The following is a 14,684-nucleotide window of genomic DNA, read 5'->3' as shown; positions in this document are numbered from 1 at the left end:
CCATGGATGACATCGCCGCGAACAAGGACACGGACAAGGACGCCGACAAGGACGCCGACAAAGACGCGAGCAAAGACGCGAGCAAAGACGCGGACAAGGCACTGCTCGCCGAGGCCCGGCTCCGCCGCGCCGGCCAGGCCCCCCACGACCGTTTCCTGGGCGCCTACCGGGCACGGATGGGCTACCGCGACACGCCCCTGGACCCGCCGGCCGTGCACGGTGTGGAGGGTGCGATCGACATTCACTGCCACGCCCACGAGGGCCAGCAGGACGCTCTGGCCGTGGCCCGGACGGCCGCCGCCAGCGGCATGGGCGGACTGCTGTTCAAGAGCAGTCCGGGCATGCGGCGCCCGGACGTCGCGGGCCCCGCCGGGGTGATCCGCGAAGTGGACGCCGACCTGCGGCGCTGGTGCGAGGAGACCGGCGTCGAACCGATCAGCCTGTGGGCGGGCTGGATCACCAGCTTCACCAAGGGGCTGCCGATGCTCCAGGCCGCCCGCACCCAACTGGCGGACGGCGTCAGGGCAGTGTGGATGCCGGTGTTCCGCAGCGCCAACACGCTCAGCAAGGTCGGCGGACCGCCGATCTGGTGGGGCGGCAGCACCGACCCGGACGAGTGGAGCGCCCCGCTGCCCTGGGAGCAGGCGCTCAAGGTCGGCGAGCACACCCTCGACGGGCACGGCCGGCTCAAACCCGAGTACAAGGAGGTCTTCCGCATGGCCGCCGACCACGACGTGATGATCTCCTTCGGGCACGCCACCCACGAGGAGATCTTCGCCATGGCCGAGGTGGTGCGCGAGCTGAACATCACCAAGGCGGTGGTGGACCATCCCTTCAGCCCGTTCATCGACCTGTCGGTGGCCGAGATGCGGGAGCTGACGTCGTCGGGCATCTACATGAACTTCACCTACGACGAGATCTCCCCGCTGCTCGGCGTCAATCCCGCGGACATGGCCGCGGCCATCCTGGAGCTGGGCACCGACCACGTCACCCTGTCCAGCGACGCCGGCGAGCCGCTGTTCCCCCACACCGTGGAGGCCATGCGGCTGGTGCGGGCCCACATGCGGGCGTTCGGGCTCAGCGCGGAACAGGCGCACCAGGTGTGCGTGGTCAACCCCGGCGTACTGATGGGCGCCCGGTGAGCGCGGCACACCATCCGGCCAATCACCGGCCACGCGACGCGATGGAACGGTTCGGGGTCACCGTGGACGGCATGGCGGCCGGCGTCGGCGGCTCGGCCCTGGAAGCGCTGATGGCCGAGCAGGTCACCACCGCACGCGCGGCCTTGCTGGCCGCACGGGAACTCCCGGCGCTGACCTCCGCCGACGGCCGACGGCTCGCGGGTGCGCTGGTGGAGATCGAACTGCTCACGGCGGAGGCCGTGCTCGCCCGGGGCGCCGGGGTGCTGCACGGCTCCGTGAACCCGCCGCTGGGCAGGACGCTACGCGTTCTCGCGCGCCGGTACTGACCGGCGTCGGGCACCGGTGAACGTACCTCTCGTGCGCCGGCCCCGGCGCTCGTCGTCGTCCGGGCCACGTCGTACGAGCCCTGCCCCTCCGCGGCTCCGTCAGCCCTGGACGGCCATTTCCCCGAGCAGGGACCAGTCGTCCTGCTCCAGGACCGCGTTGACGATGCGCGGCGTCTCGACCAGGTGGGGCGGCAGGGTCTGCTGTGCCGACTTGAAGTGGTCGGACTGGACATGCGCGGCACCGGCGTCACCGTCCCGGAACGCCTCGACCAGCACGTACTCGGTCGGATCGTCGAGACTGCGCGACCAGTCGAACCACAGACAGCCGGGCTCACCGCGCGTGGCCTCCGTGAACTCGCGCGAGATCTCGGGCCACCTCTCCGCGTACTCCGGCTTGATTCGGAACTTTGCCGTGATGAAGATCATTTCACGCTCCCTGATCGCATTTGATCTTCACTCATCCTAGGACGACCGTTTCGTGATCACCTGGCCGACGGCGCGGATGATCCGAGCCACTTGACAGGAGCCCGACAAGTCTTCACGTTGTGAAGGTTGCGTTCCCCATAGTGCTGCCAGACCGCCAGGAGGGCTCATGCGTATGCCGTTGGGAAGAACCAAGTCCTATGTGATCAGTGCCGCGCTGCTGGCCGCCGCGGCCTTCGTGCCCAGCGCGTCGTCCGCGACCGCCGCGGCCGGCACGCCGCCGCAGGTCTACGGTGCCTGGCACTGCAGCGACGACGCCTGCACCTGGGCGACGGTCCGGGACATGAACGACTTCGACCGGAACAACCACTGGCTGATCGACCGCGGTGACGGGCGCCCGTCGGTGAACCTCGTGGTCCTCAGCTTCGTCAATCCGCTCACCCTGCTCAACGGCACCACCGACAGCGGCAACGCCGCCGGCGTTCCCGTGGGGATGAACCAGGCCGTGGTCGACTACTTCACCAGCCACGGTGTCCGCGTCATGCTCTCCATCGGCGGCATCACGTACACCGACGACTGGAACACCGCGCTCGCCCAGAATCCCACCCTGCTGGGACAGAAGGCCGCCGCCCTCGCCACCCGCCTCGGTGTCGGCATCGAAATCGACTACGAGCAGAGCTCGAACCCGAACATCACCGGACTGCAGTCGTTCATCAGCGCCTATCGTGCGGCTCACCCCTACGACGCCGGCGGCCAGGACCCCACGGCACGCCTCACCATCGACGTCGCGGCCGGAGACCGCTGGCTCATCGCCCTGGACCAGTACGCGACCGCCCACTGGCTCACCACCACCGACCCGGTCCTGGACTACGCCAACGCCATGGTGCCCAGCAGGCAGCCCGCCACGGACAGCGCCGAGTCCAACTGGCAGGAACACATCACCGGCAAGTCGAACTACGACCCGCCCATCCCACCCCTGGCGCCCGCCAAGTTCACCGGAAGCCTCTACATCGCCGAAGGCTCCAAAGTCCCGCCTGAGTGCAACGACTTCGCGGCGTCCCTGCAGAATTCCACCAGCACATGGACCCAGAACGCCGCTCCCGCGGGTGCCGGCACCACGAACGGGCTGCTCGGCTACATGTTCTGGGCCGCGGAGCGCCCCTCCACCCGCGGAGCGACCACCACCCCGCCCAACACCTGCGAAAACGGCGTGGGAGCAGGTGCGACCTCCTTCAACATCCCCCTCCCCATGCCTGCGCTTCGGCAGAGCTGAACGGGAGAACCGGCACCGGGCGAAGGCAGGACACACGACGAGGGCCCCGACCATAAGGTCGAGGCCCTCGTCACCGTACCGTCATACGGTTGCCGTGTCCGAGGGGGGACTTGAACCCCCACGCCCGATAAAGGGCACTAGCACCTCAAGCTAGCGCGTCTGCCATTCCGCCACCCGGACTAGGTGTCTGCCGCCTTGCGGAGGGCTTCCCCCGCGGCGACATGGACAACAATACCAAGGTTTCGGAGTGGGTTTCACCTGCGTATTCCGCCGGTGCGGGCCGGGCTCCAGGCGGATCCCCTACGCGCACGCAGGGCGAAAGTGCACGCACGCAGCGTGAGAATCGCCGGCCGCGTGAGCGCGGGTCTCGGCTCGGGTACTCGGGCGCGGCCAGGGAAGGAGGAAGACCCATGGCAGGTGGCGACGACTTCTACTCCAAGGACCGTCCGGAGAATCCGCAGCTCGCCGAGGACCGACCGCGCGGCGGAGGCCCCGAGGACCACGACACCGCAACCGGGCCACGAAGCCTGTGGCTGTGGTGGCTCGTGCTGGCGGCGGTGATTCTGGTCCTGTTCTTCATCTTCATCTGAGAGGCCCACCCCCGCGCCCCGGTACCTCACGACAGGAGGACCGGGGCGCCGGCGCGGAGGGGGCCCGCGAGGTCCTCGGGGGAATGCGGGCGCGCTCGCAGGCCTGACGGGCGGCTGCGAGCGATTGACAGCGGACAGCGCAAGATCCTGGTAGGCGGTCCGACCTGGACGAGGACGCCTGCTCACCTGGTTCGCCGAGGACCCGCACACCGAGTGCATCGCCATGCACCTGGAGGACCTTAAGGACGGGCGGGCGTTCGTCGAGGCGGCGCGGGCGACCGTGCCGAAGAAGCCGGTGGTGGTGCTGAAGGCGGGCCGTACTGCGGGCGCGCGGGCAGCCGGTTCGCACACCGGCGCGCTCGCGGGCGACGACGCGGTGTACGACGACATACTGCGGCAGGCCGGGCTGATCCGGGCACCGGGCCTGAACGACATGCTCCTGACATCGTGCACCGGCGAGGCGGGGAGGGACGGGTCTGCGTCCGGTCCCTCCCCGTCCGGCGTGCCAGGCGGCGGTGCCGCGCAGCCCCGCCGGCTCAGCGGCGCGGGCGGGGTCGCCTCAGGATTCGGCTCGGGCGTGGTACAGCCGGCGGGTGTGCTCGGTGTGGTCGCGCATCAGGCGCATGGCCTCCTGCTCGTCGTGCCTGACGATCGCGAAGACCAACTGGCTGTGCTCGTTCCAGGAAGCGTCGCCGCGCCGGCGGGCCACGGGCGTGTAGTACCAGCGGACACGGCGGTCGACCTGGGCGGCGAGCTCGGCGAGTACGGCGTTGCAGGCCAGCTCCATGATCTTGGCGTGGAAGGCGGCGTTGAGCGCCACGGCCTGGGCGACGTCGTCGGCCTCCACGGCGCGCCGGCCCTGCTCCAGGATCTCGCAGAGGGCGTCGATGCCGTTCTGGTCGGCGTTGCGGGCGGCCAGCCGGGCCGCCTCGGCCTCCAGCAGGGTGCGGACCATGAGGAGTTGGTCGGCCTCCTCCTCGGTCGGCTCGTGCACGAACGCGCCCTGCGCGGGCCGCAGATCGACCCAGCCGTCGGTGCTGAGCCGCTGAAGTGCCTCGCGCACCGGCTGCCGGGAGACACCCAGCTGGCCGGCGAGCTCGCTCTCCACGAGATGCTGGCCGGGGGCGAGTGCGCGGGTGGTGATGAGTTCGAGCAGCGCCTCGTAGACGCGGTCGCGCAGGGGGCCCGGTCGCTCCAGCTTGGGCACCCTTCCCTGCGGAAGTCCGGCAGACAGCATCACGGTCCCCTTCTCGGCGGGCCGCACCCGGCTGTGCGCCGCGAACGTCCGGCACCGATCGTCTTTCGTCTACAGACTACTGTTCACAATGCGCCGGACGACAGCGGCAATCGTTCCCCTCGCCCCCCGGGAACGCGGTCACGGACAGCGCACGACCTGGCCGGCGTACGACAGATTGCCGCCGAAGCCGAAGAGCAGCACGGTGTCGCCGCCCTGGAGCGCGCGCTGTTCAACGAGCTTGGACAGCGCGAGGGGGATGCTGGCGGCGGAGGTGTTACCCGATTCGACGACATCGCGGGCGATCACCGCGTTGACGGCGCCGAGCTTCTCGGCGAGCGGTTCGATGATGCGCAGGTTGGCCTGGTGGAGGACGACCCCGGCGAGTTCCTCGGGGGCGACCCCGGCCCGCTCGCAGGTCCGGCGGGCGATGGCGGGAAGCGTGGTGGTGGCCCAGCGGTAGACGCTCTGGCCCTCCTGCGCGAACCGCGGCGGCGTGCCCTCGATCCGCACCGCGCTCCCCATTTCGGGCACCGATCCCCACAGCACGGGCCCGATCCCGGGCTCCTCACCCGGCGCGCACGCCTCCACCACGGCGGCCCCGGCGCCGTCGCCGACGAGGACGCAGGTGCTGCGGTCGGTCCAGTCGGTGACATCGGACATCTTGTCGGCGCCGATGACCAGGGCACGGGTGGCCGCGCCGGCGCGGACGGCATGGTCGGCGGTGGCCAGGGCGTGGGTGAAGCCGGCGCACACCACGTTGACGTCCATGACAGCGGGGCCCGGGATGCCGAGCCGGTCCGCGACCCGGGCGGCGGTGTTCGGGGACCGGTCGATCGCGGTGGAGGTGGCGACGAGGACGAGGTCGATGTCGGCGGGGCCGAGACCGGCGGCGGCGAGGGCCTTGGCCGCGGCTTGCGCGGCGAGTTCGTCCACGTGCTCATCGGGACCGGCGATGTGCCGGGTGCGGATGCCCACCCGGGTCCGGATCCACTCGTCGCTGGTGTCGACCATGCCAGCCAGGTCCTCGTTGGTGAGCACCTTGGCGGGCTGGTAGTGGGCGATGGCGGCGATGCGCGAACCGTTCATGACGCGTCCCCTCGTTGGCGTGATCCACAGTCTGGACAGTGACTCGCCGGTACGGCGGCACGCGATGCCACAAGAACCGGGTATGCGGCTTGTCGGCTTTCGCCTCAGCCCACGGCGGGTGCGCGGACGTCCGCTGCGCCGACTCGGCCCGGTGGACTACGTCTTCCTGGGACTGAAGGTCCACGCGCTCGCGGCGTGCGGGCCGCTGATCTCGCGGTCGCCGGGCGCGGCTTCGACGCGCGGATCGCCGTCGAGCACGACGCGCCCCTGACCGACTCGGCCTGTGCGTACTGCGGGAACCGCATCGAGGTGTGCCCGACGGGGGCGTTGTCGTCCCGGACCGAGTTCGCGATGCGGGCGGCGGGTACCTGGGACGAGTCGCGGCAGACGGAGACGACCACGGTGTGCGCCTACTGCGGAGTGGGCTGCAACCTCACCCTCCATGTGCAGGACAATGAGATCGTGAAGGTCACCTCTCCGCACGACAATCCGGTGACCCACGGAAATCTCTGCATCAAGGCCGTTTCGGCTACCAGCACGTACAGAACCGGGGCTGATCAGGACATGGGACGAGTCACGGAACGGCGCAAGGTCCTCCGCATCCGGGACGGGGCGCTCTCCACCCGGCCGGACACGCTCGTCGCCGAGGAGCCCCTGGAGATCCGGCTGAACGGCAAGCCGCTCGCGATCACCATGCGCACCCCGGGCGACGACTTCGCGCTGGCGGCGGGGTTCCTGGTGAGCGAAGGGGTACTTGCTTCCGCATCCGATCTGCAGAACATCGTCTACTGCGCGGGTGCGACCGCGGACGGCTCGAACACCTACAACGTGGTCGACGTGCGGACCGCGCCGGGCGTGACCCTGCCGGATTTCGGCCTGGAGCGGAACGTCTACACCTCGTCCTCGTGCGGGCTGTGCGGCAAGGCCAGCCTCGACGCCGTGCGTACGACCACCCGCTGGCCGATCGCCGACAGTCCCCGTCTGCGCGTCACGCCCGAACTGCTGGCCGGGCTGCCCGAGCGGCTGCGGGAGGCACAGCGGGTGTTCGACCGCACCGGGGGCCTGCATGCGGCCGCCCTGTTCACCGAGGACGGGGAACTGGTCGACATCAAGGAGGACGTCGGCCGGCACAACGCGGTCGACAAGCTGGTGGGCCGGGCGTTGCAGAACGGTGAGCTGCCCCTGTCGCGGACGGTGCTGCTGGTCTCCGGCCGGGCCTCGTTCGAGCTGGCGCAGAAGGCCGTGATGGCCGGGATTCCAGTGCTGGCGGCGGTGTCGGCGCCCTCGTCGCTCGCGGTGGACCTCGCGGCGGAGACCGGCCTGACGCTCGTCGGGTTCCTGCGGGGCAGCTCGATGAACGTGTACGCGGGCGACGACCGGATCGCCCTGCGGGAGGAGCCGGCTCCGGCCAGGGGCTCGTGCTGAAAGTTGGGACAGGCCATCTCGACGGTGTCGAAAATCGAGATCGAGGCGAGGAGGATCAAGTAGATGAACGAGGAATATGCGGGACGCCGGCCCGGCGTTCCCGGAGCGCGTCCGGGGTAGACCTTGTCCGCCACGTTGTCAATCCCCCCGTAGCGTGGAGACGATCTATGCGGCCAGTCCCTCGGCGAGGGTGGCTCGATACTCGCGTTCGTAATCGATTGGGCTCTTGAACCCGCACACGCTGTGGAGCCGCCTGGTGTTGTAGAAGTCGGTGATCCAGGTGGCGATCTTGATGCGGGCCTCGGTGCGGGTACGGAAGGCGTGCCGGTGGACGTACTCGACCTTGAGCACGCTGTTGAACGCCTCGCTGACGGCGTTGTCGAAGCAAACCCGACTCTGCCCGTCGACTGCACGACGCCCAGCTTGCGGCAGGCCCGCTTGAACTTCCGGGAGCAGTGCTCGCTGCCCCTGTCCGTGTGCATGATCACACTGCGGACGTCGCCGCCCCGGGTGGCCGCGGCCATGTGGAGTGAGGCCACCACCAGCTCGGCGTCGTGCCGGGCGCCCATCGCGTAGCCGAACAGCCGACGGGAGAACAGATCGATCACCGTTGCCAGGTACAGCTTGCCCTCGCCGGTGTCGATCTCGGTCATATCGCCTGCCCAGACGAGGTCCGGTTCCTCGGCGGTGAAGTCCCGGCGGACGAAATCCGGGGCGGCCGGCCGTCTGCCCGGCCTGGTCAGCGGCCGGCGGCGCTTGACCTTCCGGCCCGCCAGCCCCAGCGCACCAGCTCCATGAACACCTTCGGCGAGCCGTAGGTGCCCCCGGAACAGCGGAAGATCTCCTCGATCTCCTCCACCAGGTGCTGCCGGCGCATCTCCCGCTCGGTCGGCGGCCGGTCACGCCACTTGCAGTACCACGACTCCGGCACCCCCAGAGCCCGGCAGGCGATCCGATGCGGGATGCCTTCCTCGGCCTTGCAGCTGCTGATCACCCCGACCGCCACGGCCGGGTCCGCCTCAGCTACTTCACCCACAAGGCCACGAATCGCTTGCACACATCACGCTCCATCTCCAGCTCGCGGATGCGCTTGTCCTTCTCCCCGGCCTCGGCCCGCAGCCGCTCCAGCTCCGCCCCGCTCACTCTCCCGCAGCCGGCCACCAGCAGGAGATGACTCTGCCACTGGCCGGTCCGACGACGGCGACCCATTGCGCCGGGCCTGCGAGACCCAGCTGCACAGCGTCCCGGGATGGATACCCAGATCCTCGGCCACCTCCGGAATCGGCTTCCCGGTCTCCGTCACGATCCGGACCGCCCCCTCACGGAACTCAGCGTCGTAGATCCGCTTCCTGGATGCCATGACCCCCAACTATCCCTCCGGTCACGGTCTCCACGGTAGGAGGGGAGGTGCAGTGATCCCGGTTGACTCCTCAGCCCACGTCTCCCCAAACGGCTCGCAGGTCCTTGCAGCGGACGGTGATCGACGCGTCGGTGAGCGCGATCTCGTGCACGCAACCCCCGTCTTCGCCCGGGAGGATCTCGTCGAGGAGCACGGTGTCGACCAGCATCCAGTCAATGGAGTGCTCATAGTCGATGGAGAAGTGCGTCACGCCTGAGTAGCTGATGCGCAGCCCGGCGTCGTGCTTCCACTGATTCGGGGCGAATTCCAGGGTCAGCCCTCCGCTTTTGTCGGTGGCTACTTGAATACCGGACAATTCCAGATCCTTGACGCAGCGGCCATTGCCGTGCCCGAGAGCATAATGCGCCGGATCCGACGCGAATTCCCTTGCCCCGGCCGGCAGCTGATCGCGAAACTTCGGAAGTTCGGCCAGATAGGCCCTCGGATCGACATAGAACCCGCCATCGTCCCAAACGGCCGTCACGTACTTCATTTGCAACCTTCCGCGGCGAGAGGCGGTCGCCTCCACTTGTCTCCCGAGATGTCTTCGGTACCCTTCGGGCCGATGCGGCCGACTTTCCGCAACTCGTAGATGACTCGTCCCTTGATGGCATTCTCCACGCCAGGTGGGACCTCGACTTCCGAGGCCTTGATGCCGTGCTTATTGAACCATCCCTGGCTGTTGAACAACCCCACTTCGCGCATGGACTTGTCGTAGACGTGGATTTCCACGTCCATGCCCTTGTTGCTCACTGGGAAGATGTCAGCCCGGCCCGTGTACCCCTGTCCGAAGTCCAGGGGATTCAGCGGGCCCTTCGGTCCCTTCCCGGCGAGGCCGAGATGGTCGCTCCAGCTCAGCGGGTTCGGTACATAGGCGTGGTGATCCGGTGCGGGGACGAGACCCAGCGGATCCGCGCTGATGTACCGCGCTGTCTCGGGATCGTAGTACCGGTGCAGGTTGTAGTGCAGACCGGTCTCGGGGTCGGCGTACTGCCCGGGGAAACGCAGCGGGCAGTCGACTGGCGACGTCGCTTCGTCCGGGGCCGGAAGGGGAGTACCCCACAGGCTGGTACGACGCTGCCAGACCAGATCGCCTGTCGCGGAGACCAGCTCTGTGGGCGTACCGAGGGAGTCGGTGACGACGGCGTGGAACTGAGCGCCTCGCTCGGGATCTGATTCCGCTGCCAACTGCGCCAGGAACGACGTACTGGCGGCTGCCGCGGTCGGTTTGTGGAGCGTCTGGGCGACTGGGCGAGGGCTGTCCGGCGCGTAGTCCCAGGCCGTCACCCAGCCGTCTGCTGTGGTCTGCTCGGCCAGGCACAAGTCATCCCAGACGAAGTCCGTACGGTCGGTCACGGAGCCGTCGTCGGCGACCCGGTGTTTGGAGATGCGTCGCCCGAGCGGGTCGTACGCGTACTGCCACTGAGTTCCGTCTGGGGCGATCACCTCCGTGAGACGGTCTTCGGCGTTCCATGTGGAGGTCCAGGTACGGGTCTGGCCGTTCAGAAGCTTGCGGGTCCTGCGCACTAGGCGGCCTTCGCCGTCATGCTCATAGGAGGTGCGACCGGCCGAGCGGACGAGCGTGCCCTCGAACCGCAGCTCACCGGGTGTCTCATGGGCAGGCGACGCGGCGTGCGTCAGGTTGCCCGCTGGGGCGTACGCGTACGTCTCGCTCCAGCCGTGGGCGCGCGTCTGGGTGACGCGGCCCATGCCATCCAGGTCGAAACGACGGGTGCCCGACGTCAGCTCCCGGATTTCGGTGAGGTAGCCGTCGGCTCGGTGTGAGTACGTCCGATGCTGGAGGAGGCGGTCAGGGGAGGTGGCGGTCAGGGTCTGCCCGGTCAGTAGACCCGCCGCGGTCCACGTCTGGGTGAGCGTCACCTCCGTACCGAGGTTGCGCTGCGTCTCACGGCCGACAGCGTCGTGGGAGAAGTACAGCGCGCCATCGGACGATCGCAGGGTGAGCGGGTGCCCCGCCAGGTCGTAGGTCCATTCGGAGACCAGCCCTGAAGGTGTCGTGCGTCGGGTCCGGCGGCCGATGGCATCGTGGACATAGGTGGTCGTCCGGCCGTTCACGGTCTCCGACAGCACTCGGCCGAGCGGGTCACGCTCCAGTGTGACCTCGGCATCCGCGTTTGCCGCACGGCACAGGTTGCCGTCGGAGCCGTAGGCGAAGGCGGTGACGTCACCGGTGTCGGCGTGCTGTTCCACTACCCGGCCGAGCGGGTCTCGCACGAAGCGCAGCGTCTGTCCGGCGCCGTTGGTGCGCGTGGCCAGGCTGCCAGCAGCATCGCGGGTATAGGTGAGGGTACGACCGTTGAAGTCCGTTTCCTCTGTCGTCCAGCCCGCGTCGTCATAGGTGTACGTCCAGGTCATGCCCTGCGGGTTCGTGACGGAGGTCAGACGGAGTTCGGTGTCGTAGTCGAACGCGTACCGCGTGCCGTCGGGATCGGTACGGGTGGCCGGCACGCCGAAGTGGCCCACCGAATGGTGGGTTGTCTTCCCAGCGACGTCCGTATGGCAGAGCAGGTTGCCCTCGGCGTCCCAAGTCCAGGACTCACGCGTCCCGTCGGTCATTTCGCGCCAGGCCGGCTTGCCCTCCGTGGTCCACCCCAGGCGGGTGGTGTGGCCGAGAGGGTCGGTCGCCTCGATGACCCGGCCGAAGGGATCGCGGCGGACCATTGTCTTGTGGCCCAGCTCGTCCGTCAGGGCGATGGGCACGCCGGCGTCGTCGTACGCCACCGTTCGGGTGTAGCCGAGCGCGTTCGTGATCGCCGTCGGACGGCCCGCATCGTCGTGCACGTACCGGGTTTCGGCGCCGGTCGGGTCAACCGTCGTCATCAGGTTGCCCCGCTCGTCGTACGTGTGCCGCCAGACCGCCCCTCCTGGCTCGACCACCTCGGTCGGGAGGCCGAGTGCGTTGTACTCCGCCCGGGCCGCAGTGCCGTCGGGGAGACCGAGGCCGGTGAGATTGCCGGCGTCGTCGCACGTGTACCGCGTGGTGTGGCCCAGCGGGTCCGTCACCGCGAGTGGCCGAACCCCGTACTGGTCCCATTCCGTGCGGGTGACATGCCCGAGCGGATCCGTCTCTTCCACCACCCGGCCCTCGGCGTTGTACCGGTGGACCGAGACATGACCCTGCGAGTCCGTGTAGGTCGTCGTGCGGGCGGTATCGTCGTAGGTCAGGCTGCCGGAGAGGATGCCGTCGACACCCTCTGTGCGGACGACCCGGCCGCGCGCGTCATAGACATAACCGAACCAGGTGCCGTTGCGGTCGGTCCAGCGGGTAACCCGGCCCTCGGCGTCGTAGGTGAACCGCAGGGGCTCGCCGCTGGAGTTGATGACCTCGGTCAGGTTGCCGGAACCGTCGTAGCCGTAGCGCATCACGACCGTGCCCTCGTCCGGCGCGGCGCCGGGGCGGTAGCGGGAGGGCGGCTCGTCCAGCAGGCGCAGGGCCGTGATGCGGGGGCCCTGGGTGTCGACGGCGACGTGGTAGCCGCCGGAGTGGCGGATGCCGAACGGGATGCCTTCGTCGTCGCGTTCGACGTCGATGCGGTTGCCGTTGCGGTCGGTCCAGGAATCGAGGGCCAGGTGGAAGACACCGAAGGAGGAGGACGGGACGGGGGCGGCGAAGGTGCGGGTCACGCCCGTCGACGGGTCGGTGACCGTCATAGCGCCGTCCGGCTTGCCGTCCCACTGAAGCGGCCAGCGCGGGCCCTTCACCGGCATCGTGGGTACGCCCGGTTCGGGGACCGGGTAGACCAGGCGCATGCCGTCGGCCGCGGCGAAGACGACGCCCTCTCCGTCGATCTGGAGGCACTCGTCCAGGGTGGATGTCCAGGTCGCGCCGAAGCAGACGCCGCCCTGGTAGGAGGAGAGGTGGGTGCGGGTGAACTGAAGCGGCAGGCTGCCTGGCAGGGTCAGGTCCGTCTGGGTCATCAGCATCGCGCCGGTTGCCACGTCGATCGGCTCGCCCACGCACGGCGTGTCGTCGGCGTTGCGGGCCGCCGGGCCGAGATCGACCAGGTCGGGGCGGAGCGACGGCGGGCGCAGCAGCAGTGGGGTGGTGTCGGCGAGACCGCCTTCCATGCTCGCCTTCAGGATGTCGCCGCCCGCTCCCAGGGCTCCGCCGAAGATCATGCCGTCCTTGGCGGCCTGATTGACCTCGTCCAGGCTGAAGCCGTGCTGCAGCCCGGTCGCCATCTGCAGCGGCTGGGCCACGGCGAGGTCGACGGTGACCGACTCGACCCCGCCGAACGCGGCGGCGACGAAGGCTCCTCCGATGATGTCGGCCACCACGGCGGAGACCCCGACGCCGATCGTGGCGCCGAACTCGATGACCGCGTCCGCCGCAGCTGCCGCCGCCCCGGAGGCGACGCCCGCCGTCATGATGGCCAGCGCCACACCACCCGCGATCACCGCCGCGTCGATGGCGATCCGCGTCCACAGTTTGTTGATCGCGTCGTCGATGGCGTCGGCGAACTTGTCCAGCGCACTGGCCATGTCCCGCGAGGACTTCGCCAGGTCGCTCAGCCAGCCGCCGTCGTTGCCCTTGGCGTAACGGCCCCAGAACTTGCGGAACGCCTCGATCGACTCACCCGTGTTGTTGTGGATGATCCCGGACGCGCTGCGGTGCACCGGGGAACGGACGTCGTCCACCGAGTCGGCGAACGCACGCCATGCTTTCGCCGCGTCCCGCAGCTTGCCGGCGTCGGCCTCCGGCCACCACAGGCCCATGTCGAGAAGGATGTGGCGAGCTTTGGACTCAATGCTCACCGGCACCGTCGCTCTGCTTGTGGGGCTTGATTTCCGTGAACATGCCGGCGACGAGTTCGTCGTGGTCCACGTGCCCGTCGGCCATGTCGACCATGGCCTCGTGAATGCTCGTCAGGCCGAGCACCAGGATGCCCGCCGCGCTCTCGATCTTCTTCTGGTGGGGCTTGTAGACGCCGCCGAACTGGTTGCCCTGCTTGTCGTGGCCCCATGGCTCACCGAGGCCGTCCAGGGTCTTGATGAGAGTGGTCAGGGCTTTGCTCAGATCGATGGCGCCCTTCTGGAAGGCCGGCGCCGCTGCCTTGATGTCGGCGGTCTTGATGTCCAGCACCTTGCCGGGGACCTTGCCGTCGCCCATTGATACCCCCGCCCCGTTCGCAGCTGCGGCTTCCGACCCTAGGAGGGCAAGTTCAAGGAAGACTCATGCCAGGGTAATTGAGGAGTAACGCTCTTCTGCCAGGCGTGACTTCAGGCCAAGGCATCGACCGTCGCCGACCACTACGGGATCTCCGGTGGCATGCACCTCGGGTCCCCGTAGTCGCTGCGACGCGGCCCGTGTGAGGTGCAACGCCCGAGTGCAAGTGGTGGCCACGTCCAGCAACACCTCCGCCAAGGGGTCGGCGGCGTCCGGGCGTCCCAGGGAGCGGGCCTGCTGTGCCATGCGCTGGCGCTCGCCGGGTGAGGTGATGAGCGGGGCGACGGCGGAGCAAAGTCCCTCGGGCGTGACTGCGTCCCGCAGCAGCGCGACGGCGGCGCCGGTCTCCTGAAGGTGCAGGGCGTTGTGCTCTTGCTCGTTGCCCGCCGACGTCGCGAGCGGATCAGGACGGACGGCTTGCCCATGGCTGTCAGCTCGGCGATCGTGCCAGCGCCGCTACGGGAGATCACGATGTCGGCGAGGGCAAGAGCGTCGGGGAGCTCTAGGTGTATTGACCCGTGAGGTTGGGGACGCGGCTGGCGGGTGGTTGGCCTTTCAGCGCGGTGTGTCCGCGGTGGTGATTGTAGGTGTGCAG

The 14,684-nt window shown here is 68.9% G+C and carries 14 protein-coding genes, 1 tRNA gene and 5 pseudogenes; 7 read left to right on the top strand and 13 right to left on the bottom strand.

From position 1 onward, the window contains the following. Positions 1–2: 2 nt before the first annotated feature. Positions 3–1,142, top strand: coding sequence for a DUF6282 family protein (locus AB0927_RS35960; RefSeq protein WP_366672029.1), 1,140 nt, complete (start codon positions 3–5; stop codon positions 1,140–1,142). Positions 1,143–1,183: 41 nt separating this feature from the next. Further along, positions 1,184–1,468: a hypothetical protein gene (locus AB0927_RS35955; RefSeq protein WP_366672028.1), complete on the top strand. Its 285-nt coding sequence runs from the start codon at positions 1,184–1,186 to the stop codon at positions 1,466–1,468. A gap of 99 nt (positions 1,469–1,567) precedes the next feature. On the opposite strand, the gene AB0927_RS35950 is transcribed toward AB0927_RS35955, so the two are convergent. Continuing rightward, complete coding sequence (locus AB0927_RS35950; RefSeq protein WP_366672027.1) at positions 1,568–1,894, bottom strand: putative quinol monooxygenase; 327 nt, start codon at positions 1,892–1,894, stop codon at positions 1,568–1,570. 172 nt (positions 1,895–2,066) lie between these two features. Here AB0927_RS35950 and AB0927_RS35945 point away from each other — a divergent pair, with 172 nt between their 5' ends. After that, positions 2,067–3,164, top strand: coding sequence for a glycoside hydrolase family 18 protein (locus tag AB0927_RS35945; protein ID WP_366672026.1), 1,098 nt, complete (start codon positions 2,067–2,069; stop codon positions 3,162–3,164). Positions 3,165–3,259: 95 nt separating this feature from the next. Here AB0927_RS35945 and AB0927_RS35940 read toward each other — a convergent pair. Beyond that, positions 3,260–3,344 (bottom strand) — tRNA-Leu (locus tag AB0927_RS35940). Positions 3,345–3,574: 230 nt separating this feature from the next. Between AB0927_RS35940 and AB0927_RS35935 the strand changes: the two genes are divergently transcribed. Further along, entirely contained in the window at positions 3,575–3,754 is a 180-nt protein-coding gene (locus AB0927_RS35935) for a hypothetical protein (RefSeq protein WP_366672025.1), read from the top strand. A gap of 155 nt (positions 3,755–3,909) precedes the next feature. After that, a pseudogene (locus tag AB0927_RS35930) lies at positions 3,910–4,193 on the top strand (CoA-binding protein); the annotation flags it as partial. A gap of 120 nt (positions 4,194–4,313) precedes the next feature. Here AB0927_RS35930 and AB0927_RS35925 read toward each other — a convergent pair. After that, positions 4,314–4,991 carry a GntR family transcriptional regulator gene (locus tag AB0927_RS35925; protein WP_366672024.1) on the bottom strand — a complete coding sequence of 226 codons (678 nt, stop codon included), beginning with the start codon at positions 4,989–4,991 and terminating at the stop codon, positions 4,314–4,316. A gap of 138 nt (positions 4,992–5,129) precedes the next feature. Then, on the bottom strand, positions 5,130–6,077 hold the full coding sequence (locus tag AB0927_RS35920) for a beta-ketoacyl-ACP synthase III (RefSeq protein WP_366672023.1): 948 nt from the start codon (positions 6,075–6,077) through the stop codon (positions 5,130–5,132). 351 nt (positions 6,078–6,428) lie between these two features. Here AB0927_RS35920 and AB0927_RS35915 point away from each other — a divergent pair. Both AB0927_RS35915 and fdhD read left to right on the top strand, forming a co-directional pair. Then, a pseudogene (locus tag AB0927_RS35915) lies at positions 6,429–6,596 on the top strand (Fe-S-binding domain-containing protein); the annotation flags it as partial. A 45-nt stretch (positions 6,597–6,641) separates the two neighbouring features. Further along, positions 6,642–7,502: a formate dehydrogenase accessory sulfurtransferase FdhD gene (fdhD, locus tag AB0927_RS35910; RefSeq protein ID WP_366672069.1), complete on the top strand. Its 861-nt coding sequence runs from the start codon at positions 6,642–6,644 to the stop codon at positions 7,500–7,502. A 165-nt stretch (positions 7,503–7,667) separates the two neighbouring features. Here fdhD and AB0927_RS35905 read toward each other — a convergent pair whose 3' ends face one another. The 9 genes and pseudogenes from AB0927_RS35905 to AB0927_RS35865 all read right to left on the bottom strand — a co-directional run. Further along, positions 7,668–7,934, bottom strand: coding sequence for an integrase core domain-containing protein (locus AB0927_RS35905; protein WP_366672068.1), 267 nt, complete (start codon positions 7,932–7,934; stop codon positions 7,668–7,670). Further along, positions 7,904–8,245: pseudogene (locus tag AB0927_RS35900) on the bottom strand (DDE-type integrase/transposase/recombinase); the annotation flags it as partial. The pseudogene AB0927_RS35900 and the gene AB0927_RS35905, both read right to left, overlap by 31 nt. Next, entirely contained in the window at positions 8,242–8,538 is a 297-nt protein-coding gene (locus AB0927_RS35895) for a hypothetical protein (protein WP_366672074.1), read from the bottom strand. The pseudogene AB0927_RS35900 and the gene AB0927_RS35895, both read right to left, overlap by 4 nt. Further along, on the bottom strand, positions 8,526–8,711 hold the full coding sequence (locus AB0927_RS35890) for a hypothetical protein (protein WP_366672073.1): 186 nt from the start codon (positions 8,709–8,711) through the stop codon (positions 8,526–8,528). The genes AB0927_RS35895 and AB0927_RS35890 overlap by 13 nt, the downstream gene beginning before the upstream one ends. A gap of 28 nt (positions 8,712–8,739) precedes the next feature. Next, a pseudogene (locus tag AB0927_RS35885) lies at positions 8,740–8,862 on the bottom strand (transposase); the annotation flags it as partial. Positions 8,863–8,932: 70 nt separating this feature from the next. Beyond that, positions 8,933–9,394, bottom strand: coding sequence for a hypothetical protein (locus AB0927_RS35880; protein ID WP_366672022.1), 462 nt, complete (start codon positions 9,392–9,394; stop codon positions 8,933–8,935). Further along, a complete protein-coding gene (locus AB0927_RS35875) occupies positions 9,391–13,638 on the bottom strand; it encodes a DUF6531 domain-containing protein (protein WP_366672021.1) in 4,248 nt (1,415 codons plus the stop codon). Before AB0927_RS35875 ends, AB0927_RS35880 begins: the two co-directional genes overlap by 4 nt. A gap of 28 nt (positions 13,639–13,666) precedes the next feature. Beyond that, positions 13,667–14,032, bottom strand: a complete 366-nt coding sequence (locus AB0927_RS35870) for a hypothetical protein (protein ID WP_366672020.1) — start codon at positions 14,030–14,032, stop codon at positions 13,667–13,669. Between the two features lie 225 nt (positions 14,033–14,257). Next, positions 14,258–14,592 (bottom strand): annotated as a pseudogene (locus AB0927_RS35865) (glycosyltransferase); the annotation flags it as partial. Positions 14,593–14,684 lie beyond the last annotated feature (92 nt).

The sequence above is a fragment of the Streptomyces sp. NPDC048106 genome (assembly GCF_040706415.1).
Taxonomy (GTDB): domain Bacteria; phylum Actinomycetota; class Actinomycetes; order Streptomycetales; family Streptomycetaceae; genus Streptomyces.
Note: the sequence above shows the minus strand (reverse complement) of the source record. Positions and strands in the feature narration are given on the sequence as shown.